Annotated in this window: 16 protein-coding genes; 11 read left to right on the forward strand and 5 right to left on the reverse strand. The window is 56.8% G+C overall.

Going from position 1 to position 21,789, the window contains the following annotated elements:
* Nucleotides 1-293: 293 nt before the first annotated feature.
* From RM6536_RS01815 to RM6536_RS01865, 11 genes are all read left to right on the forward strand, one after another.
* Complete coding sequence (locus tag RM6536_RS01815) at nucleotides 294-2,762, forward strand: fibrinogen-like YCDxxxxGGGW domain-containing protein (RefSeq protein WP_060823797.1); 2,469 nt, start codon at nucleotides 294-296, stop codon at nucleotides 2,760-2,762.
* Nucleotides 2,763-3,106: 344 nt separating this feature from the next.
* Nucleotides 3,107-3,967, forward strand: a complete 861-nt coding sequence (locus RM6536_RS01820) for a hypothetical protein (RefSeq protein ID WP_060823798.1) — start codon at nucleotides 3,107-3,109, stop codon at nucleotides 3,965-3,967.
* 227 nt (nucleotides 3,968-4,194) lie between these two features.
* Complete coding sequence (locus RM6536_RS01825; protein ID WP_231917982.1) at nucleotides 4,195-7,602, forward strand: fibrinogen-like YCDxxxxGGGW domain-containing protein; 3,408 nt, start codon at nucleotides 4,195-4,197, stop codon at nucleotides 7,600-7,602.
* Between the two features lie 477 nt (nucleotides 7,603-8,079).
* A complete protein-coding gene (locus RM6536_RS01830; protein WP_060823800.1) occupies nucleotides 8,080-8,868 on the forward strand; it encodes a CDP-alcohol phosphatidyltransferase family protein in 789 nt (262 codons plus the stop codon).
* Nucleotides 8,869-8,879: 11 nt separating this feature from the next.
* Nucleotides 8,880-9,830 (forward strand): glycosyltransferase family 2 protein, encoded by a 951-nt coding sequence (locus tag RM6536_RS01835; protein ID WP_060823801.1) that lies wholly within the window; start codon nucleotides 8,880-8,882, stop codon nucleotides 9,828-9,830.
* A gap of 83 nt (nucleotides 9,831-9,913) precedes the next feature.
* Nucleotides 9,914-11,203 carry an O-antigen ligase family protein gene (locus tag RM6536_RS01840; RefSeq protein ID WP_231917983.1) on the forward strand — a complete coding sequence of 430 codons (1,290 nt, stop codon included), beginning with the start codon at nucleotides 9,914-9,916 and terminating at the stop codon, nucleotides 11,201-11,203.
* Entirely contained in the window at nucleotides 11,200-13,194 is a 1,995-nt protein-coding gene (locus tag RM6536_RS01845) for an oligosaccharide flippase family protein (RefSeq protein ID WP_060823803.1), read from the forward strand. The genes RM6536_RS01840 and RM6536_RS01845 overlap by 4 nt, the downstream gene beginning before the upstream one ends.
* A 68-nt stretch (nucleotides 13,195-13,262) precedes the next feature.
* Nucleotides 13,263-14,495 (forward strand): Wzz/FepE/Etk N-terminal domain-containing protein, encoded by a 1,233-nt coding sequence (locus RM6536_RS01850; RefSeq protein WP_060823804.1) that lies wholly within the window; start codon nucleotides 13,263-13,265, stop codon nucleotides 14,493-14,495.
* A gap of 235 nt (nucleotides 14,496-14,730) precedes the next feature.
* Nucleotides 14,731-15,213 carry a PssD/Cps14F family polysaccharide biosynthesis glycosyltransferase gene (gene pssD / locus RM6536_RS01855; RefSeq protein WP_049327955.1) on the forward strand — a complete coding sequence of 161 codons (483 nt, stop codon included), beginning with the start codon at nucleotides 14,731-14,733 and terminating at the stop codon, nucleotides 15,211-15,213.
* Nucleotides 15,214-15,490: 277 nt separating this feature from the next.
* Nucleotides 15,491-16,201, forward strand: coding sequence for a glycosyltransferase (locus RM6536_RS01860; protein ID WP_060823805.1), 711 nt, complete (start codon nucleotides 15,491-15,493; stop codon nucleotides 16,199-16,201).
* Between the two features lie 260 nt (nucleotides 16,202-16,461).
* A complete protein-coding gene (locus RM6536_RS01865) occupies nucleotides 16,462-16,959 on the forward strand; it encodes a DUF2505 domain-containing protein (protein ID WP_060823806.1) in 498 nt (165 codons plus the stop codon).
* 156 nt (nucleotides 16,960-17,115) lie between these two features.
* Here the strand turns inward: RM6536_RS01865 and RM6536_RS01870 are convergent, their stop codons facing one another.
* The 5 genes from RM6536_RS01870 to RM6536_RS01890 all read right to left on the reverse strand — a co-directional run bounded on the left by RM6536_RS01870 (nucleotide 17,116) and on the right by RM6536_RS01890 (nucleotide 21,573).
* The gene (locus tag RM6536_RS01870; protein WP_060823807.1) at nucleotides 17,116-17,613 is read right to left on the reverse strand and encodes an adenylyltransferase/cytidyltransferase family protein; all 498 of its coding nucleotides are present in this window, start codon (nucleotides 17,611-17,613) and stop codon (nucleotides 17,116-17,118) included.
* A gap of 527 nt (nucleotides 17,614-18,140) precedes the next feature.
* The gene (gene sufU, locus RM6536_RS01875) at nucleotides 18,141-18,611 is read right to left on the reverse strand and encodes a Fe-S cluster assembly sulfur transfer protein SufU (protein WP_060823808.1); all 471 of its coding nucleotides are present in this window, start codon (nucleotides 18,609-18,611) and stop codon (nucleotides 18,141-18,143) included.
* A gap of 66 nt (nucleotides 18,612-18,677) precedes the next feature.
* Nucleotides 18,678-19,976, reverse strand: a complete 1,299-nt coding sequence (locus RM6536_RS01880) for a cysteine desulfurase (protein ID WP_060823809.1) — start codon at nucleotides 19,974-19,976, stop codon at nucleotides 18,678-18,680.
* A 203-nt stretch (nucleotides 19,977-20,179) separates the two neighbouring features.
* Complete coding sequence (gene pth / locus RM6536_RS01885) at nucleotides 20,180-20,767, reverse strand: aminoacyl-tRNA hydrolase (protein ID WP_012904011.1); 588 nt, start codon at nucleotides 20,765-20,767, stop codon at nucleotides 20,180-20,182.
* Between the two features lie 146 nt (nucleotides 20,768-20,913).
* Nucleotides 20,914-21,573, reverse strand: coding sequence for a 50S ribosomal protein L25/general stress protein Ctc (locus RM6536_RS01890; RefSeq protein WP_012904012.1), 660 nt, complete (start codon nucleotides 21,571-21,573; stop codon nucleotides 20,914-20,916).
* Nucleotides 21,574-21,789 lie beyond the last annotated feature (216 nt).

The raw sequence follows: 21,789 nt of genomic DNA on the forward strand, positions 1-21,789 counted from the left end.
GTGGTGTTTTTTCGCTGTTGGTACGACAGTGGAAACTTCACAGATTTTTAGCGTTCTGCTTCTTACGGGTGCGGTGCCGTTGTTGGCTTCGTGCGTGAGGGGCGGGGCGTATTCATTCAATTTCCGATAACTACACTCACTGATTCCGGCAGCAGACTCTCTGTTAGTGCAGTTCATAACGCTTCTTCCCTCCCCGATGCATGGTTACTATGCTGTGCCCTGTGTTGGGTGGATGTTGCTGTGTGAATTGCATTTTTCTGTTGTGTACCGGTTGAGGTCTCTAGGAGAGACATATGAATTTTCTTCCGTTCACGCGTGGAGGGCGCTCACAGGGCGTTGCTTCCTCCGCTTCTGAGGGCTCTCGCGTAGGCTCTCGTTCTGGGTCCCGCGCTTTGGGTGCGGCGGCTGCTTCTTTTGCGATGGTTGCGGCGTCTTTGGGTCCGATTGCTTCGGGCGCTCAGGCTGCTGACGCACGCTATTATGATGGTTCGTCGAGCGAGCGCGCTGCGGCGAGCTGCTGGGAGGCTAAGCAGAATAATCCGCGTGGCAAGAGCGGCGCGTACTGGCTGTACACCCCCGCGATGAGTGCTCCCGAGCAGTTCTATTGCGATCAGGAAACTGATGGTGGCGGCTGGGTTATGATTGGCCGAGGTCGTGAGAGCTGGACTGAGAACTACTACGGTCGTGGTAGTGCTGATCAGCTGTATAAGAACCCGACCGGCTTTGATGCGGTGCAGCTCTCCGGCGTGACCGTGAATGCGCTACTGAACGGTACCCGTCCGCAGGATTTGCCTGACGGTGTGCGTTTCCATCGCGCGATGAATGTTGAGGGCACTACCTGGCAGGATTTTAAGGCTCACCGTGATTCCAGTACCGAATGGACTTGGACTTTGCGTTCGAAGATGTTCTGGTCAAATATTTCGGTTAAGAACACCTGGCAGTACAGTAACCGTTATGACTACGCCAACCGTGGTCAGGTGGCTGGCAACATCTTCACCCATGAATCTGATGATTTCCGTTCTCTGAACTTCGAAGAGAAGGCATCGCAGGGCTACAAGTTGGGCTTCACCTACGGTCGAAACGCCCGGATTACATGGTGGACTGAGACCTACCTGATGAACCGACCTTCGGCGTATATTTACCGCCCGGCGAATGATTCGACCACTCCCCTGGTGTTTACTCAGATGTTCTTGCGTCCGAAGGTGACTCAGAACGATTTGGCGGCTAAGGGTCTGCATGCTTATGGCCCGCAGGGTGCTGCTGCAAGTAACCACCGCGCACTGCCCAATAGCTACTCTGAGAAGTGGAAGTGGCGTACCAGCGCTGAAACCGGTACCGGCAAGAAGGGTGAGATGAACACCCAGGTTGAGGCTATCACCGAGGTTGGTGGCGCTGTCTTTACCGGTGGTGATTTCGCGTACGTTGAGTCGGCAAGCGGCGAGAAGGTTGAGCAAGCTTTCTTGGCTGCTTACGAGGTGGGTACCGGCGAGTTGCGCCGTTCCTTCCGTCCGAAGATTAACGGTCAGGTGAAGTCGGTTGAGGCTCTGCCGAACGGCCTGTTGGCTGTGGGCGGCTCCTTCGATCAGGTGAACGGCGAGTACTACAACGGTTTCGTGCTTCTGGATCCGCAGACCGGTCAGGTGGCTAAGGATTGGGATATCCGCGTGGTCAGCCGCATCACTTCCCTGCCGGTACAGATTAAGACCCTGCACGTGCGTGACGGTTACCTGTACATTGGCGGTTCCTTCACTCATCTGAAGGGCCAGACTTCCCCCACCTACGCGTATGCGAGGAACCTGGCTCGCATTAAGTTGAGCAACGGCGAGGTGGATTGGAACTGGCGTCCGGTCTTTAACGGCACGGTCAACGGTGTGAGCGCTTCCGAGGGCAACGCCGATGTGTACGTTGCTGGCTACTTCACTCAGCTGAATAATCAGGAGGCGTTCCGTCTCGCTCATATGCAAGGTAATAGCACGAACCCGCTGACCTGGAACCACCGTCCTTCGTACACCCCCAAGAGTGCCCGAACCTGGGATCTGAAAAACGAGCGCAAGATGTGGGGCTTCCAGTTCGATGTTCAGGACGCTGGCTCCTCTGTCTGGGTGGGTGGCACCGAGCATATGATTAGCCGTTACGAGAAGAGCTCGATGCGCCGCACCGATAGCGCGATTACTCGTGAGGGCGGCGATTTCCAGGATCTGCATCTGAGCGGCAACACCATTTACGGTGCGTGCCACTGCGGCGATTTCCTCTTTCAGGGTGCAGACACTATCGATTCGGAGTGGGAGAACGCGACTAACGCTCAGACCATTCGTCTGGTAGCTGCGTTCGATAAGGACAGCGGCAAGATGCTACCGGAGTTTGCACCGATTATGAACGGTGCGTATGGCTATGGTGTGTGGGAGTCCTTCGTGGATTCGACCGGCACTCTGTGGGTTGGTGGCGATATCCGTAAGTCACTGGGTGCTAACGGTGTGCAGCCGACCATTGGTTTTGCACGTTATGCACCTCGCGATGTGACTCCTCCGGCTCCCCCGAGCAACCTGAAGGTTACGACGAACGGTTCTAAGGATCAGCTGACCTGGTCGGGTATTTCCGAGCGTAGGGTGAAGTACCAGGTTCTGCGCGATGATCGTCCTATTGCAACGGTTACGGGCACGAGCTACTCGGTGGATCACCGCGACGGCGCCCGCTACTATGTACGTGCGGTAGATACTGCGGATAACTATTCGGCAAGTACCGAGGCCGTTCAGGCGGCATAACCCCCCATCAGGGCAATATCCACTTTATGACAAATAATTTTAGTGATGTTCGCCCTATTGTCCCGGGCTGGTTTTCAACCAGCCCGGGACTTTTTTGCACATAGTGAATCTATTTCATTCATTTACATGAAGGTTTTTTCATGCAGAGATATATATTTACCTCGAATCAAGTAAAAATAGAGTATTAGTTAGGGCTTATTCTCATCATTTATAAAAAACGTTATTTTTGTGAGTCTAAGTATTTTCCCAGCTTTGCGTGTTAACCTTTAGGTGCTTAGCCATTGGGCGAGGTATTATCTTCCGGAATATAGTCATTCTCACTCCAACCACTAAAGAGGCTTCCCATGTCAGTGTTCTTCAAGCACCCCTCCCGGTCCCGCCTTCTGGGCACTTTGGGTACCGTTGCGGTATCCGCCCTGGTCCTGAGCGCTTGCGCTACTGAAAACCCAAGCTCCGATAGCTCTTCTTCTGCGTCTGCATCCGCGAGCGTTTCCGCGTCTGCGCACGCTTCGTCAAGCCAGTCTTCGAGTGCTTCCCCCCAGGTTTCTGAGCAGGGCACCGCAGAAGCATCCGCTAACGCTTCGGCTGAAGCAAAGGATGGGGCAAAGAGTGAGGCGACCTCTTCCGACGGCCAGAAGCTTGAAGAGATTTACACTGGTGCTGAGGAGATGAAGAAAGCTTCTTCCGTACCTGTTGACGCTGAAGAAGTTAAGAAGACTACCGAGCTGGTCAACTCTTTTGAAACCATTCTGACCAAGGTTAAGGCAGCCCCCTCTGCTGAGGCTTCGCCCGAGCGCACCGCTGATCCGAGTAGCGATGAAGAGGCTGAGCAGCAGAACGTTGAGCGGGCCCGCGCTGTTCTCGATGATGAGACGATCCGCTCCATCGAGGCCGTGGCTGTTGATTCCGCTGCGGCTGAGTTTGCTGTGCAGGCTTCCGAATACGCACTGGCTGGCTGGCACTATGAAGGTTCTTCCACTGTCGTGGGCACTCCCCGCATGGCTGAAACTCAGTACAAGGGTCAGCCCGCGCGCATGCTGGAAGTATGCATGGATTCTTCCTCTGTGAAGATCTATGACGAGAATAATCAGCCCGTTAAGGATGACAATTCTCCCAAGCGTTCACTCAATATTTACACCCTCGTTCAGGTCGATGGTCAGTGGAAGATTGCGACCCATGATTTCCCGAACAATCCTGATTGCTAGGGTCTAATTAAAGATGCCGGTTTCCAACTAAGAGGTTTCCAACTAAGATTCGCTGGAAACCGCGCACTATCATCCATAGCGCATTAATGTTGATGCGCACTCGATAACATTTCTTGGCATTCATTGGAGATATTATGAAAGCCCACTTTGGCATGACGAGCTCAGGCTTTTCTCGTTCTGCTATAACCCGCTCAACTCTTTGCTTGAGCATTGCTACGGCTTTGGCTTTGCCCGTAGCTATCCCCGCTATTACGCCGAGTACCGCTGTCGAACAGACTGCGGCAAAAAGGGACTCTGCTTTCTACAATGGCACGACCTCCGAGCGTGCTGCCGCTAGCTGTTGGGAAGCCAAGCAGGCTAACCCCGAGGCAAAGAGCGGCGCCTACTGGCTGTACACTCCCGCGATGAGCCAGCCGGCACAGTTCTACTGCGATCAGGAAACTGATGGCGGCGGCTGGGTCAAGATTGGTGAGGGCCGCGACGGCTGGACCGAAAACTACGAGGGCCAGGGAGACACTTCCCAGCTCTACAGCGATGCTGCACCCGCGTCATCCGGTTTGACTCTCGAGCAGGGCAAGGCTCTACGCTCGGTGCCCGCCGCGAAGACCCCGATTCAGCTTTCGGGCACCACTATTTCTCAGCTACTCAACGGCGTTCGCCCCGATCAGCTACCCGACGGTTACCGTTTCCGCCGCGCCCTAAACACCTCGGGCACCAAGTGGCAGGAGGTGACGGTTGACCGCCGCCAGACCTCCGAGTGGACCTGGGCTCTGCGTTCGAGCGCTATCTGGTCGAATACGACCATCACCAACCCTGACGAGTTCTCTTCCTATAACGACGAGGGCCGCAAGTACTGGACTAACAACACCTGGGAAGACCACATTCTGCGTGGCCAGAATAACGGCTTCAAGGCTTTGATATTTGATGAGTTGGCTTCGCAGGATTACCGCATGGGTTTCCGTTACGGTGCTAACTCCCCCATTTCGCAGGATGGCTCTGAGCCGGCGATGACCGACGCGCAGAACTCCTATATCTACGGTAAGGAAAGCAACGGTGAAACCTCTTTCGGTTACACCCAGATGTTCCTGCGCCCTAAGCTAACCCAGAATGATTTGAACCTGGGCGCTATCCCGGATTCCGGTACCCCGGCAAGCACTCGTCGTGCCCTGCCCAATAGCCGTTCGGCGGATTGGCGCTGGCGAACCAGCACCAAGACCTTCACCGGTGAAACCGGCGAAATGAACACCTACGTTGAGGCCATCACCGAGGTCAATCACGGCAACGGCACCTCTAGCGTGTTTATTGGTGGTGACTTCATGTACCTTGAGTCCTCTTCCGGCGAGGTGGTGAAGCAGTCTAATATTGCTGCCTTTGACCCGGTGACCGGCGATTTGCGCCGCGATTTTAAGCTGACTGTTAACGGTCAGGTGAAGGCTGTTGAGGCTCTGCCGAATAACCGCTTGGCTGTTGGTGGTAACTTCAAGCTCGTTAACGGTGAAAAGCATGAGAACTTCGTCGTTGTTGATGCCACGACCGGTGAAGTTGCCCCGGAATGGGCCCAGGTTAGCGTCGAAGATCGTATTCTTACTGAGCCCATGACGGTGAAGACCATCCACCGTCAGGGTGACTACGTGTACATCGGTGGCACCTTTACCCACGTTCATGAAAGTGAAAAGGCGGGTGCTGCGTATTCGCGCAATATTGCCCGTTTTAAGCTGGGCGAGCCTTCTGACGGCGTGCCCGGTATCGTGAGCGTGGATCGCGATTGGCGTCAGGTGTTCAATGGCACCGTCAACGGTATTAGCGCTTCCGCTGATAACTCTCATGTTTATGTTGCCGGCTACTTCACCTGGCTCAACGGCGGCCTTGCCTACCGCGTGGCTGATATTACTCAGCATATGCAGAAGGGCAGCCCGTGGGCATACCAGCATTCTGAGATTCCGGCCGGCGCTAAGGTCTCTGACCTGCGTAGTGAAACCAAAATTTGGGGTTTCCAGTTCGACGTCCAGGATGCCGGTACCGGCGTCTGGGTGGGCGGTACTGAGCACCTCATCTCTCGTTACGATAAGGCGTCCTTGACCCCCACCTACACCGCGATTACCCGCAATGGTGGCGACTTCCAGGATCTGCACCTGAACGGTAACACCATCTACGGTGCCTGCCACTGCGGCGATTTCCTCTATCAGGATTCGCGTAACAAGCAGTCTCCTCTGAACGGCTCAAGCGTGGTCCACTCAATCAAGCTGGTTGCTGCTTTCGATAAGGACAGCGGTAAGATGCTGCCGGAGTTCTCCCCTGCTATTAAGGGTGACCACGGATTCGGTATCTGGGAGTCCTTCGTGGATTCGACCGGCACTCTGTGGGTTGGCGGCGATATTCACCGTTCGCTAGGTGTTCACGGCACTCAGGATACCGTCGGTTTTGCGCGCTTTGAGGCTCGCGATGTGACTCCTCCGGCTACCCCGCAGAACCTGAAGGTAGAGCTAAAGGACGATAAGGACGTTCTGACGTGGGATTCTGTGCAGGATACCGGTAGTGTTCGCTACCAGATTCTGCGTGATGACCGAGTCATCGCTAGCACTTCGGATACGAAGTTCGAGATTGACCACACCGACAACGCACGTTACTTTGTGCGTGCTGTGGACAGCTCGGATAACTACTCTGCGTCCACTCCGGTCCAGGTAGCTCCGGTTCGCCCGACTCCTACCCCCACGGAGACCGCGACCGAGACTCCTACCGCTACTGCTGACCCCACGGCAAGTGCTGATCCGACCGCGAGCGCTGATCCCAGTGCTTCGGCAAGCGCTACCCCGAGTGCAGAAGCGACTACTGAGGTACCGAAGGAAGAGAACCCGAAGCCTGCCGATCCCAAGCCTGAGGATCCGAAGGACGAGGCTGCTAAGGATCAGATTGTTCTGCCCTACGCGTCCGAGTGGAAGTACATGGTCTCCAGCAAGGCTCCTAACCGTAAGTACGGTTGGAAGTACAACTTCCGCTTCTCCCTGGAAGATATCGCGCAGGAAGCATGGCAGACCGGCAAGACCCCGATTGGTGTCGGCACCGGTAACCTCAACACCTCCGTTAAGGTTCCGCTTCTGCGTACCCACCCCAATATCTACGCCTACACCACCATCCAGCTCACTCGTGAGCAGGCAAGCCGCGACCTGGTGCTGACCACCTACGCGGATGACGCTATTGCGGTGGGTGTCAACGGTGAAGAGGTTGGTCGTTCCAACTTCGACACCCGTGGAAGGCTGTGGAATAGCGCGATTGCATCGAGCTCGATTGATACCGCTACGGCTCAGAAGACTCCTGTGACCTTCACCGTTCCGGCTTCTCAGCTGAAGGCTGGTGAGAACCTCATCGCTGTTGAGGTTCACCCGGGCATTAGCCGACGTAACGTTCGCCCGAATGTGAGTTTCGATTTGCAGGCTACCTCCAAGGCACCGGTTGCTGAGCAGCCCACTGAGAAGGAAGCTGACAAGGAGGCGGAAGCTCCCGCCGCAAACGAGGCTGAGCAGCCCGTGGTCGACAACGCGAACAATGTGAACAACGCTGCCGCTGAGCAGGGCGAGCGACGCATTGTCAATAACGGAGTCGGAACCCGTGTTCCGATGTGGTCCCGAAGGAACTAATACCTTTTAGACAATCTCGCTAAATGGGGTTTGATTTTCTGAAATTTCAGGAAATCAAACCCCATTTGCGTGTTCTGCTCGCTTTTCTGTGTTTTTTTGCATCATTAATTCCGGTTATTTGCAGTTCTGTTATGTGCATCTCTGTACAATGTTCAGAAATGTTTTCTAAATCCAGAATTCACAGGGACAAAGCGTCGATAACCCCCGTCTAACACCGCACCGAACCTACCCGAAGGATCCCGCAAATCTGCACCAAAGCGCATTGTCAGAGGCTTTTTACGACACAATTGTTGACCCTGACCACACGCCCCCTATTGCACTTCATCTCGTTGTAAAATATCTATATAGTGGTGTATGTGAAAAAGGGACCAACCACCTCTTTTTTCGCGTGCGAGACTTCCGGACTTTCTCGCAGCCACCCCGAAAGGGAGTAATTCACTCTCCTTCACTCCTCTCACCGATTCAAAAGGAATGTGCATGTCCACCTCTGAGGCACCTCACGCCCCGAACTCCGCACCCGCATCGGGATTTTCTGCGAAGTTTTCCCGCACCCTGCGCTCTCTTGAAGCAGCGCAGAAGCCCGGCATTGGCGTTCCCGCCTACACCCGCTGGGTCAACCGCCGAGTAGCACGCTACTTCGCCGCGGCAGCTGTCGCTCTGGGCATTACCCCCAACGGCGTCACCGCAATTTCCGCTGCATGTTCCGTTGCAGGCCTCATCGTTCTGATTACCTGCCCGCCCAGCATTGGTGTAGGTATCTGCGTTGCCCTGCTTTTCGCTCTCGGTTACGGCCTGGACTCCGCTGACGGCCAGGTTGCTCGCGTAACCGGCGCATCCTCCCCCGCCGGTGAGTGGCTCGACCACGTGGTCGACTCCATCCGTGTGCCCTCCGTGCACATGGCAACTCTGCTCTCCTTCCTGCTGTACCCTGCGCACTACTCCTTTACCGGTTCCAACGCATTCAACGGCTGGATCATTGCGATGCCCATGATTTTCACCGCGCTGACCGCCGGTCACTTCATGAGCCAGATTCTGGCTGAGCAGCTGCGCAACAACCGCAAGACCGCCGCTCCCCCGACCGGTGGTCCCCTGCGCTCCTTCATTAACCTACACATGGACGCTGGCACCCTCTGCTGGATTTACATTTTCCTTGGCTTCGGCCCCGTATTCGTCATCGTCTACGCACTGCTTCTGCTGGCTAATGCCGCAACCGTCCTGCTGTCCATGCGTCGCAAGTACGTTAGCCTCGCGACCCCCGCTGAGTAAGGAGAATCCCAATGATGCACTTCACCTTTCGCAACCCTGCTGTTTCCGCCGTTATCGCGACCAACGGCAAGCGCCCCGAACTGCTTCGCGTGGCTGTCCGTTCCATCCTTGAGCAGAGCTACCGCGGCTTCGTTGAAGTCGTTGTCGTCTTTGACCGTGTTGAGCCCGACCGCCTCGAGGACATTGAGGTCGGCGAAAACCGTGCTCTGAAGATTGTCTCCAACACCCGCTCCGGCGGTCTGGCTGGCGGCCGCAACAGCGGCATCATCGCCTCCAGCGGTGAGATGATTGGCTTCTGCGATGACGACGACTACTGGATGCCCTCCAAGCTCACCCAGCAGGTCGCTCTCTGGCGCGAAAACCCCGAAGCAGCCGCTATCTCTTCGGGTATTACCGTCCGCTCCGGCGGCCAGGACATCGTGCGCCTGGCGCCCGAGCGCGCAACCTTCGCAGACTTCCTGCGTTCGCGCATTACCGAAATTCACCCCTCCGCCATGCTGTACTCCCGCGAGGATCTGCTCGGCGTTGACGGTAAGCCCGCCCGCATCGGCCTGGTCGATGAGGAGCTGCCCGCCGCCTACGGTGAAGACTACGACCTGCTGCTGCGCGCAACCCGCCACGGCGATGTGCTGAGCGTACCCGAGCCGCTGATTCTGGTGCTCTGGGACCGCCCCTCCTTCTTCTCCGGCAAGTGGCAGTCCATGGTTGACGGCCTCAGCTACATTCTGCGTAAGTTCCCCGAATTTGAGCAGGATCCCAAGGGTCTGGCGCGTATTGCCGGTCAGATTGCATACGCGCAGGCGTCCCTGGGCAACAACAAGGAGGCGCGTGCCTACGCTCGCGCTGCTCTGCGCCGCGATCCCAAGCAGCTTCGTGCGTGGGCGGCGTATGTTGTGTCCACCGGCGTTATTAAGCCCGCTACTCTTCTTGATCTCGTCCAGAAGACCGGTCGAGGTCTCTAACCAGGTATCGCACAGACATGGTTTCCTCTTCCATTCTTTCTCCTCCGGGCACTTCGCCTGTGGCACTAAAGGATTCCGCCGGATTGGATAGTACTCCGCCCAGCGGTATTCTGCGTGCCCGCGCGCGCAACCGTCCGGTATCTACGGCGCAGAAGAAGCTCCCCGCCTGGCCTCTGCTGGCGTTGCTGTACGGCTTCCCGGCGCTGTGGGCTTTGGGTGTGCTTCAGATTGCGCCGCTGGTACTGGCAGCGATTATGCTTTTTTACCTCATTATTCGAGGTAATGTGCGCGTGCCCGGTTCTCTGTGGGTGTGGGGTGCATTCTGCGTGTGGGTTGTTGTTGCGGCCCTTGCGCTGACCCGTTCGACTGACATTATTGGTTGGGGTCTGCGCTTTGTAAATATTCTCAGTGCCGGCATTTACGCCCTGTACTACTACAATGCGCGCTCCTCTATTAGCGTCAATAGGCTGCTGGGCGGTCTGGCGACTCTGTGGGTGACCCTCATTGTTCTGGGTTACGGTGGTGTTCTTTTCCCCGAGTTCCGTCTGCGTACTCCGATGAGCTTCATCATGCCTGCTGGTTTTATGCAGAACCCGCTGGTGCGCGACTACATGCTTCCTCCCCTGGCTGAGGTTCAGCGTCCTTGGGGTGCTCCCGAGGCGTATATTCGACCCTCCGCGCCGTTCCCCTACGCGAATAGTTGGGGTCTGGCGTACACCCTGCTCACCCCGGTAATGCTGGCGTGCTTACTTCGCCTGCGTTCCATCTGGCTGCGTATTGCGTTGCTGATCGGTATGGCGCTTTCTACCGTGCCGGCAATTGCGACCAGTAACCGCGGCATGTTCATTGGTCTAGGTATCAGCGCAGCGTACGTACTGTTGCGTCAGTTCCTTGCGGCTAATTGGCGTGCTGTGGGTATGGGTATTGCGGCGATTGCGGCTGTGGTTGTGGCGCTCTTTGCGTCGGGCACCGTGGATAACATTCTGGGTCGTCAGGACTACTCGGACTCCACCGGTGGCCGTGCGGCACTCTACCGCGCCACCTGGAAGGCAACCTTGGAGTCCCCGATTATCGGTTACGGCACTCCGCGTATGGAACCGAGCATTGGCGTGTCAATGGGTACCCAGGGGTACCTGTGGACTCTGATGTTCTGCTTCGGCTTCGTGGGTCTGGCGCTGTTCGCGCTCTTCATGGTGTGCACTGTGGCAAGCGGCGCGCGCGTGAAGACCACCTCCGGGTACTGGCTACATAGCGTGCCGGTCGCGTGCTGTGTTGTCTTCATCTTCTACAGCTTCGATATTGCTCAGCTGACCATTCTGATGCTCGCGTCGATGGCGTGTATCCGTTCCATTCGGGATGGTGAGGGGCTATGACGAAGAACCAGTCCCCCCGTGGTTTAGAGACCACTGCGGTTTCAGCTTTCGATGATGCCTACTCGACGGGCGGTCACCCTAGCCGCCGTGCACGCCTGCGTGAGAGCGGCGAGTATGTGGAGCAGGCCGACTCACTGGCAGAGTCTTCTGCCGATGAGTTTGCTCCGACGGTGGACGATATCCGTTCCGGTCGTTTTCCTGCGACCACGGCACTGTCGATTGTGCCTCCGGCTCAGGGCTTTGCATCCGAGGAGTCGTTGCCCGAGTCTTTGGAAGCGGGTTCTTCGGAGTCAGGTTCTTTGGCTACAGGTTCCTCAGCGGCGAACGCTAGCGCTGTGGCGGGTGCTCATCTGCCCGGTTCCCGGCGGATAGCCCCGGCTACTGCTGAGTCTGTAGAAAAGGTGCAGGAAGAAAAGACTCCGAATGAGAAGGCTAAGCCTTCCGCATCAGGTGCTCAGGCTGATAGCGCATCCGCGAAGAGCGCGCCGGTTAAGAAAGCTCCCGGAAAGGGTAAGCAGCCCAGCCTCGCGAAGAGCGGCTCTCTTGCTTCTCTGTGCGTGATGTACGGTGCGGGTATCGCGTTCGTGACCACGATGGTGGTGTCGAACGGTATTGGTGCTGAGGGTTCGGGCGAGTTTTTCCGTCTGATGGCGTTGTTCGCGATTGCGATTTCGCTGGTGACTTTCGGTGCGGATACGGGCTTGGTTCGTACGATGAGTGCTCAGCGTGCGCTGGGTCGTTACGGTGTGCTTCCGCAGCTGATCCGTTACGGTCTAATTCCTTCGCTGGTGACTTCGGTGCTTCTGGTGGTGGGTGTGTACACCTACACCGAGATTGTGCCGATGGCTCCCGAGTATCAGGCGGCAATGCGTGTCAGTTCGGCTTTCGTGCTGATAGCGGCGCTGATGACGGTGTTCTTCGGCGCTCTGCGTGGCCTGCATCGTGTGGTGACTTTTACGGTTCTGCAGAATGTTCTGCTTCCTACTCTGCGTTTTGCGGCGGTGGGTTTGGTGGTTCTTTTCTCGGGTCAGCTCATGGATTTGGTGTACGCCTGGACCGTCCCGGTGGCGATTACTGCGGTGGTTGCCCTGTGGCTTTTGGAGCGGGCGTTCCCTTCCGAGGAGCATGTGGCGGTTCTTCCTTCTGAGGATTCTCCGGCTGAGACGTTCCGTTCGTTCTGGGGTTTCAGCTCTGCACGCGGTGTCGCTACCATTGTGGAAACCATCCTGGAGTGGATTGACGTGCTGGTGGTGACGGCGTTCTTGGGTGCCGCTGCTGGTGGTATCTATGGTGCTGTGAACCGTTGTGTTCGTGTGGGCACCATGATTGAACACACCGGCCGCGTGGTGACCGGCCCGTCGATTAGTGCGGCGCTGGCGACTCGTCAGCTGGATCGTGCTCGAGATATTTTCCTTTCGACCACTCGCGTGTTGACTGCGTTGTCTTGGCCGTTCTACCTCTCCCTCGCGTTCTTTGGTCCGACTCTTTTGGGCTTCTTTGGTAAGGGCTTTGAGGCTGGCGCCGGTATTCTCTGGGTGATTTGCCCGGCGGCGATGCTGTCGATGAGTGCCGGTGGCGTGCAGTCTGTTCTGCTGATGAGCGGTAAGAGCCGCTGGCAACTGTTGAACAAGCTCTCCTCCCTGGTGGTGGCTGTGACTTTGAACTTCACCTTGGTTCCGGTATGGGGCCTGTACGGTGCGGTGACGGCTTGGGCTTCTGCTCTGCTGATTGACACCTTCCTTGCGAGCTACCAGGTGTTCCGCCTCGTCGGTATTCGCGCTTCGGCCCGTGAGATGGCTCCTTCGCTCTTCTTGGGCGCGGCTGTTCCGACAGCGTGTGCTCTGGTGTCTTTGACTTTCTTGGGTCAGAGCGTTCTGGGCGTTATCGTGTACGTGGTGCTACTCGTTCCGGTGTACGGTGTGGTACTGTACCGCTTCCGCAAGGCGCTGGGTATTGAGCGTTTCCTCTCCGCCCGCCGCGCGAAGACTTAAAAGCCTTCCGCTTCTTCTACGTTTTCTCCGATATTTAGTGTCCGTTTCTCTTCCTCTAGGATGTCCTCATGGATAACACCTCTCATACCTCCTCGGTTACCCTTGGCAGCCAGGTACGTCGCATTTTCCGACACCGTCTGCTAATTCTGCTGTCGGTCGTGGTTTTTGCTGTGGCGGGTGCCGCTTACGGCTACATGACCAATAGCAAGTACACTTCTAAGGCTTCGCTGGTTGTTTACCCGCTGGTGGTTGATCCCGCCGGTACCGGTAGCGCTAACTCCGCGAAGGTGGATATTGCTACCGAGTCTCGCGTTGCTTCCTCTCGTGAGGTTGCGCAGAACGCGGCTAAGGCTCTGATTGCTAATGGCGATACCCTCTCTGAGGCTCAGCTGACCAGCCGTCTGATGAACTCCGTCAAAGTGACCGGCACCTCCCAGACTGCTGTTCTGGATATTGAGGTGACCCGCCCCAACGGCACGGAGGCTGCACGTTACGCTAACGCTATGGCAAACGCGTACCTGCAGGTTCGTTCCGAGGCTCTGAAGAGCAGCGTTGATTCTGCTCTGCACCAGATTGATGAGCAGATTTCTGCCCTCGAGGGTGATAACAACCGTGCGGCTCTGCTTTCTCAGCTACAGGAGCGTCGCGCCCAGATTCAGCTGACTTCCACCACCGGTGGCCGCGTGATGAGCGAGGCTCAGGTTCCGGCTTCTTCCTCGGCGCTTGGCCCGGTGAAGATGGCTGTTGTTGGTGCTGTTGCCGGTCTGCTGATTGGTGCTGTACTGGCTTACGGTCGTGACCGCACCATGCGTCACGTTGGTTACGCTGACCGTCTGGAAGATGCTGGTATCCCGGTTCACGAGCTGGGTTCCTCGTCTGAGGCGAATGACGCCTTCATGCTGCTGCGCACCATTGGCGCTCCCGATGGCGATGTGAAGAGTGCTGGCGCATCCGGTATTGTCATTCTGCCCGGTACTGACCGCGGCGTTGAGCACCTGTACCAGATGTTGCAGCGCGTTCTGCCCACCGAGTACGCACGTTTCACCGACTACGCTTCGGTCCGTGACGCTCTGACCCGCCACACTCCCGAGTCGCTGGTTGAGAAGAGCGAGACTCCTCTGGTAATTAGCCTGAGCACCGCTACTCCCCTGTCGACCCAGCTGCGCTTCGTTCAGGCCGGCGGCGTGGCTCTGGTTCCGGTGACTGCGGCTACTTCTCTGCAACAGGTTCGTGAGCTTTTCGCGCAGCTGGATCAGCTTGAGGGTGTGAACGCTCTGGCTGTTTTCCTGGACCGCGAATAAGCTAGGCCGGGAGTAAACTGGACCGCGCATCATCGGGGTCTACTGATGGATACCTCGCCTCTGTGCGGGTTCGTCCTTCGTCCTTGAGTGTAGGGTCGGTAACGCCTGTTGAGGCGGATCTGTTGTAGCAGGTCTGTTGATGCAGATCTATTGATGCAGGCGTTGCCGGGCCCGACGGCTCACCCTTATCTTCTCTTCTTATTTTTCTCTTGTATTGGGGCTTTAGGAGAACACTATGACTGAGGCAACTTCCTCTCAGGCACCGAAGAAGAAGCTTCTGCTGGTTTCTAGCAGTGGCGGACACTTGAAGCATCTGACGGCTACTTCTGCTGCGTGGCAGGATTATGACCGCGTGTGGGTTAGCTTTAAGCAGCCCGATGTTGAATCTTCTCTGGCTGATGAGAAGACCTATTGGGCTTATTACCCGACCACTCGAAATATTAAGAACGCTATTCGTAATCTGTTCTTGGCATTTCGTATTTTTCCGAAGGAACGTCCGGATGCGGTTGTTTCTGCCGGTGCCGGTGTTGCCGTTCCTTTCTTTGTGGCGGCTAAACTCTTTGGCGTAAAGACTCTTTATATTGAGTGTTTTGACCGCCCAACTCTGCCGACGATGACCGGCAAGATGCTGTACACCTTTGCTGATCGAATTATTGTTCAGAGCGAGGAACAGCAGGAGAATTTCCCTGATTCTCGTGTGATTCATCCCATTTTCTAAGAGTGATGAATTTATCCTGAAAATAGCGTCCTCGCGTGTGCTGAGGGCATTATTTTCAGGGTATAGTATTTATTAAACATACAGATACGCGTAAGTCGTGCGCTCCACTGTGGACTCACCATCCAAGCGAACTAACCACTCGCCAGAGAAGCGTATGCGGAGATTACTCACCATTTTCTCCGGCACGACGCCGCCGCGTATGCCAATTGATGCCCTCCGGATTTTTGCATCAGGTATACGGGGTTACTACCGATAAATACATAGAGAGGAATAGGCTATGTCTATTCAGAACTTCCCCCGCGTCAGCGTTGATACTTCCAAGTTCGACCTGCCCGTATTTGCCCCTGCCGTCGCGCCCGTTCGTATTCCTACTAAGACTTACGATTTGGTGGTGTCCCTCGGCACCGACGTTCACACTTTTGATCGTCTCCTGCGTTGGGTTGAGGCTTATCTTGAGGCTCACCCCGAGGTCACCTGCCTCGTGCAGCACGGCCACACTGCGCCCATTAAGCACGCAGACAACCTTAAGCTTCTTCCCGCCTCCGAGCTGCTGGACTACTACGCAACCGCACGCGTAGTGCTAGTTCAGGGCGGCCCCGGCTCCATCCAGGATGCACGCCGTACCGGCGCTCTGCCGCTGGCTGTTCCGCGCCGCGCAGAGTTCGACGAGGTCGTTGACAACCACCAGGTCCCCTTCACCGCTCTGATGGAGAAGCGCGGTCACGCTGTTGTTGTTGAAAGCCGCGAAGACCTCTTCGACAAGCTGGATCTTGCTCTGGCGAACCCCTCCCTGTTCCGCACTGCTGAGCCCTACATCTCCACCCCGGAGATTTCTGCAGCGCAGCTGGGCGAGGAACTGCGGGATCTGCTCGCTGGCAAGACCCACCGCAAGGATTCCTTCTGGGGTCGTCTGAAGCAGGCCGCTCGCGCACACCGTGCGGGTAAGGCTGAGATGGCTCGCATCGACGCAATGGCTCCTAGCGCCTAACCAGCGCGCCTAAAAGCTTTAGCTTTCTAAGCCCAGCATCCTTAGTGATGCGATGTGGGAGCCGCCCGGAGGTGTGTCCCACTTTTAGACCGGCATGCGAATCCTCCAACCACCCTGTGAGAGGCTGTGGACGTTTTCCCTTGTTCACGGCATATTCTCAGGTGGATTCGCGTCTTTACATTGGTTGCGAAAACCCCGCGCACCGTATCCTTAGATAGGGATAATGCGCGGGGTTTTCGCGCACTACGAAAGGAACAATTATGGCAGTTCAGGAATCGACCGTTATCAACGCAAGCGTTGAGCAGGTTATCGAGGCGTTCTCTAGCGAGGATTTCGCACGCTTCGTATGCTCCGAGGTTGGCGTGGAGTTCGGTAGCTTCTCCGTTTCCGGTGACACCTCCGCTGAGTTCACCGCAACCACCGAGCGTACCGTGCCCGCTGAGCGTGTGCCGGACATCGCTCGTAAGTTCGTCGGCAACGGCGTTGCTATGACCCAGGTGGACACCGTAAGCGCACCGGCTGCTGACGGCTCCCGCACCGTTTCTACCGAGGTCAAGGTCAGCGGCGTTCCCGTGTCCGCTCAGGCTACTCAGAAGCTGACTCCCGAGGGTGAGCAGACCCGCCTGGACGTTAACGGTGAGGTCTCCTGCTCCATCCCGCTGGTGGGCAAGAAGATTGCAGCCGCTGCTGAGCCTCAGGTTGGCCGCGTGCTGAAGGTTCTGGGTTCCTCCGCTGAGAAGTGGCTGGCACAGCGCTAAAGCTTATAAGACGCTCACCTTTGAGGTGCAGCTGATATACCGCCAATATGCAGAGGATCCCCGCCGTAAGTAGTTACGGCGGGGATCCTCTGTGTGTCTTGATAAGTCTCGATGAGTCTCTATGGGCTCTAGCGCACCTATGAGGGCGTAGGGGCGTTAGGAGGCGACGATCGCCTCGGAGTATTCGCGCTCGCCGAGCAGCTCAGCGAAGCGGCGCATCTCTACGCGCAGGTCGTGCTCTGCTTCGAGCAGGTCAACGACCTTGCGCAGCTTGGTGCTGGAGGTGTGCTCGGTGTAGGGGAAGTAGTGTACTTCCACACCGACCTCTGCGAAGCGTGCTTCCAGGGCGTTGCCCTTTTCGGTGTCCTTCCAGTCGTCGCCCTTGAAGAAGACGTTGAAGGGCTTCTGCTTCCAGGTTTCGAGCTTGTCGGGGGTGGTTTCGACGTGCACTTCGTCCACGTAGTCGATGTGGCTGACGATAGCAGCACGCTCTTCGATGGGGATAACGGGGCGGCGGCCCTTGGTCACTTCCAGAACGTCATCGTGCACGACGCCTGCAATGAGGTAGTCGCAGTTTTCCTTAGCCTTGCGGAGAATCTCGAGGTGGCCGTAGTGGAAAAGGTCGTAGGCGCCTGCGGCGTAGCCAATAATCATGGGGCTTCCTTGTGGTTGGTAGCGGCGATGGTTATTCCGGTGTGGTTGAAATACCGGAAGGGGTGAGAAACATAACCGTTATCTGTAGTGATGGCAGGAGAATTAGCGAAGATTATTCAGCACTGAGAAAGTATTCTCTCTACGCTGTTTTTCTTCTCGCTATCACGTGAGAATATGCGGGTCCGAAAAGAGTTTCTCGAGGGTGCTGGTTGGGCGCCCTTGGTCCTTTTATTTTACCAGTCACCTTTTTGAAGGAAAAAGGAAAAGATATAAATATGAGGCGGATACGGTGTAGTATCCGCCTCATATTTTCATCCTATTGATTTAAATCAAAGAAATCTTATATCAAGAAAGAGTAGGGTGTAGATTCTCGACTCGAGTCTCGTTCGGTGCTCACCGCTAAAAGTTCATCGAAAAACATTACACATCCATGCAATATATTGTCGATGGATCCATTCGATATTTTCGATTGGCGTTCAAATATTGGCTACTTACCAAACAATCCAACCTACCCCCTCGGCAAAGAATTAGTTCTTCGCGACTGCTTCCTTAGTAGCTTCCTCAACCGCAACCCACGAAAGCATCGCGCACTTCACGCGCGCCATAAACTTCGAAACGCCAGAGAAAGCCGCCATATCGCCGTACTCCTCTTCGTCCAGGGTCACCTTACCGCGCGAGCGCAGCATCTCGCGGAACGCATCCACGTGGCTCTGCAGCTCGGAGACGGTCATGCCCGGAGCCATTTCAGAGAGCACGGAGGCGGCAGCCATGGAGATGGAGCAACCGTCGCCTTCCCAGGAGATCGACTCGATGGTCTTCTCGCCGTCCTTCAGCTCGTCAGAGAGCACCACGCGCAGGTTGATTTCGTCGCCGCAGGTGGGGTTGTACTGGTGGTTATCGGCACTTGCGTGACCGGCGGGTACCTCTACGAGGTGCTCGCCGCTGCGCTGCTTAGAATGCTCCAGAATAATTTCCTGGTACAGGGATTCAAGAGACACGGTGATCTTCTTCCGTCAGTTGGTATGTCTGAAAAATTGGGGCGTTAGCTTCTAACGCGTCTGCTTTTAGAAGCCGAAGTAGGGGCGCACCTCGGCGAGTGCCTTCAGGAAAGCGTCCACGTCTTCGGTGGTGTTGTAGATGTAGGTGGAGGCGCGGGTCGAGGCGGTCACACCGGCGCAGCGGTGCAGCGGCTGGGCGCAGTGGTGGCCCACGCGCACGGCGATGCCCTGGGTGTCAAGCAGCTGGCCCACGTCGTGCGGGTGCACGCCCTCGATGGCGAGAGCAACCAGGCCGGCACGTTTGGTGGGGTCGGTGGGGCCGAGCAAGCGCACACCGTCAATCTTCTGAACGCCCTCAACGAGGCGGGCACCCAGTTCGTGTTCCCACGCCTCAACGTTCTCCATGCCCAGGTGCTGCAGGTAGCGCACGGCAGCGGCGAAAGCGACTGCCTGCGAGACACGCTGGGTACCTGCCTCAAACTTGATGGGGGCGGGCATGTACTCGGCGTCCTGCAGACCCACGCGGGTAATCATGGAGCCACCGGTCAGGAAGGGCGGCAGAGCTTCGAGTAGTTCGGCACGGCCGTAAAGGGCACCGATACCGGTGGGTGCCAGCATCTTGTGGCCGGAGAACGCCGCGAAGTCGACGTCCAGGGCGTGGAAGTCTACGGGCATGTGCGGTACGGACTGGCAGGCATCCAGCACGACGAGCGCGCCGTGCTTGCGCGCCATGGCGACCATGCGGGGCACATCGGTAATCGCGCCGGTCACGTTCGAGACGTGGGTGAACGCCACGATGCGGGTCTTCTCGTTGATGATGCCCTCGGCTGCCGAGTAGTCGAGCTGACCGTCCTCGGTGGAGGGGATGTGGCGCAGAGTCGCGCCAGTACGCTGGGCAAGAATCTGCCAGGGAATGAGGTTCGCGTGGTGCTCAATCTCCGTGGTGACGATTTCATCGCCGGGCTTCAGCGCGAAACGCTCAGCGGCGGGACCGCCGATGCCCTGGGAGGCGTTGCCGATGGAGTAGGCAACCAGGTTCAGTGCCTCGGTTGCGTTGGAGGTCCACACGATTTCTTCGTCAGTGGCACCGACGAAGTTCGCTACGGTGGTGCGCGCATCCTCAAACAGGTCGGTTGCTTCGACCGCGAGGGTGTGGGCGCCGCGGTGTACGGCGGAGTTAGCGTGCAGGTAGAAGTCGCGTTCTGCGGTGAGAACCTGAAGGGGTTTCTGGCTGGTCGCCCCCGAATCCAGGTAGACCAAGGGATGCCCGTTGACCTCAGTGTTGAGGATCGGGAAGTCCTGGCGAAGCTGGCGTACGATCTCGTCGCTCAGCGGGGTGTTGGCGGGGGTGGAGTATTCAGCCACGGGTACCTTCTTCTCTCGCTCATACGCTCCACGGTCGGGTATTTTCCCGTCGTGGAGCGTATAACGTCATTCTTTTCTAGCTTATTCCCTCACCGGGCTCTTGCATAGTTAGGTAGAGCCTAGTTCACACATCGGCCCGCATCATGCATTACCCCAGTTCAGTGTTGACCCAGTTCAGTGTTTACCCGGCACGGGTCATACGGCTAGGAACCTGCGCCGTGGTAGCGCTGCTGGGTTGCCAGCAGGCCTTCCTTTACGAGCATCATCGTTGCATCCGCTGCGTTTGAGATGAGGAAGGGCAGGTCCTTCGCCTCGGTGCTGCTGAAGGGCTTGAGCACGAAATCTGCGGTGTCCATGCGTCCAGGAGGTCGACCGATGCCGGTGCGAACACGGTAGTAGTCCTTGGTACCCAGCGCCTTGGTGATATCGCGCAGACCGTTATGACCGCCCTCTCCCCCACCAATCTTGAGCTTAATAGTGTCGAAGGGGATATCCAGTTCATCGTGCACCGCGATGATACGGTCGGGGTTAATATCGTAGAACTGGGCTAGAGCCGATACCGGGCCGCCCGAGGTGTTCATATAGGTCAGGGGCTTGGCCAGCACTACCTTGGGTCCGCCTATACCCAAACGTCCTTCCAGCACCTGGGCGCGCGCGCGTCCGTGCTTCTTGAAGCCACCGCCTACTTCACGCGCCAGTTCATCAACCACCATCTGGCCGATGTTATGGCGGGTTTTCTCGTACTCCGGGCCCGGGTTCCCCAGACCAACAATGAGCCACGCATCAGACATATCTTCGCCCTTTCCACGGCGCTGTAAAAGGTTTTTAGAAAATTCATGGACTACACCATTCTATGAGTATGGCCCGCTACCACCTCAGAAGAGAGGTAGCGGCGGGCCATCCACAAATCATTGTTGCGCTAGGCGCAGGGCGCGGTCTAGTGCTTTGAGTTATCTGAGTCGTGAGCTTCGCCAGCCTGATCTGATTCCTCGGAAGCTTCAACGATGTCACCCTCGGGTGCGTTTTCGCCTTCTTCACCGGGCTCGGGAACGTCGAGTTCCTCGGGCTCAGAAACGTTAACGATCAGCAGTTCAGCGTCTGCAACCAGGGTTACGCCTGAGGGCAGTTCAACGTCTGATGCCAGAACGTGAGCGCCAGCTTCGCGGCCTTCGATGCTCACGGTCAAAGCTTCGGGTGCCTTCAGTGCGTCAGCTTCAACCAGAAGAACGGTTTCTTCCTGGTTAGCAACGGCGCCAACAGCAGGCTCGCCTTCAACGTGTACAGGAACCTCAATCTCAACGCGCTCGCCGCGCTTAACGGTCAGCAGGTCGATGTGCTGCAGTTCAGGGCGGATTGCGTGACGCTGGATGTCCTTGATCATTGCGAGGTGTGATTCACCTTCGATGTCGAGGTCGAGGATAGCGTTGGGGACGCGGGCAGCCAGGGTGGTTGCGTGGCCGGGGAGTACTACGTGCTTGGGCTCTTCGCCGTGGCCGTAGATGACGGCGGGGATGTCGCCTGCCATGCGGATGCGGCGCGCGTAGCCCTTGCCGAAGTCGCTACGTACGGTAGCTGAAATTTTGATGGTATCTGACATGAGTTGTCCACCCTTTCTTGGTTAGAAGTTATGCGCCAAGTGGAATAGGGACTGGCGCCAGAAATCTCTTTCCAACCAGCCACCGTCAGTTACGGACCTACACGTTTCGTGTATTCCACCGCCTTGGCCAAGACAATATTGTACAGGTTCCCGGCTCTTCTTCAAGGGCCGGGAACCTGTGATATGGCGTTTTTCACGCCTTTTATGCTGTTGTCA

Source organism: Rothia mucilaginosa (assembly GCF_001548235.1).
In the GTDB taxonomy this organism is placed as follows: domain Bacteria; phylum Actinomycetota; class Actinomycetes; order Actinomycetales; family Micrococcaceae; genus Rothia; species Rothia mucilaginosa_B.

What these genes read in the sequence shown, in the direction of transcription:
- RM6536_RS01815 (WP_060823797.1), top strand. Translation starts at nt 294, where the DNA reads ATGAATTTTCTTCCGTTCACGCGTGGAGGGCGCTCACAGGGCGTTGCT.
- RM6536_RS01820 (WP_060823798.1), top strand. Translation starts at nt 3,107, where the DNA reads ATGTCAGTGTTCTTCAAGCACCCCTCCCGGTCCCGCCTTCTGGGCACT.
- RM6536_RS01830 (WP_060823800.1), top strand. Translation starts at nt 8,080, where the DNA reads ATGTCCACCTCTGAGGCACCTCACGCCCCGAACTCCGCACCCGCATCG.
- RM6536_RS01835 (WP_060823801.1), top strand. Translation starts at nt 8,880, where the DNA reads ATGATGCACTTCACCTTTCGCAACCCTGCTGTTTCCGCCGTTATCGCG.
- RM6536_RS01845 (WP_060823803.1), top strand. Translation starts at nt 11,200, where the DNA reads ATGACGAAGAACCAGTCCCCCCGTGGTTTAGAGACCACTGCGGTTTCA.
- RM6536_RS01850 (WP_060823804.1), top strand. Translation starts at nt 13,263, where the DNA reads ATGGATAACACCTCTCATACCTCCTCGGTTACCCTTGGCAGCCAGGTA.
- pssD (WP_049327955.1), top strand. Translation starts at nt 14,731, where the DNA reads ATGACTGAGGCAACTTCCTCTCAGGCACCGAAGAAGAAGCTTCTGCTG.
- RM6536_RS01860 (WP_060823805.1), top strand. Translation starts at nt 15,491, where the DNA reads ATGTCTATTCAGAACTTCCCCCGCGTCAGCGTTGATACTTCCAAGTTC.
- RM6536_RS01865 (WP_060823806.1), top strand. Translation starts at nt 16,462, where the DNA reads ATGGCAGTTCAGGAATCGACCGTTATCAACGCAAGCGTTGAGCAGGTT.
- RM6536_RS01870 (WP_060823807.1), bottom strand. Translation starts at nt 17,613, where the DNA reads ATGATTATTGGCTACGCCGCAGGCGCCTACGACCTTTTCCACTACGGC.
- pth (WP_012904011.1), bottom strand. Translation starts at nt 20,767, where the DNA reads ATGTCTGATGCGTGGCTCATTGTTGGTCTGGGGAACCCGGGCCCGGAG.
- RM6536_RS01890 (WP_012904012.1), bottom strand. Translation starts at nt 21,573, where the DNA reads ATGTCAGATACCATCAAAATTTCAGCTACCGTACGTAGCGACTTCGGC.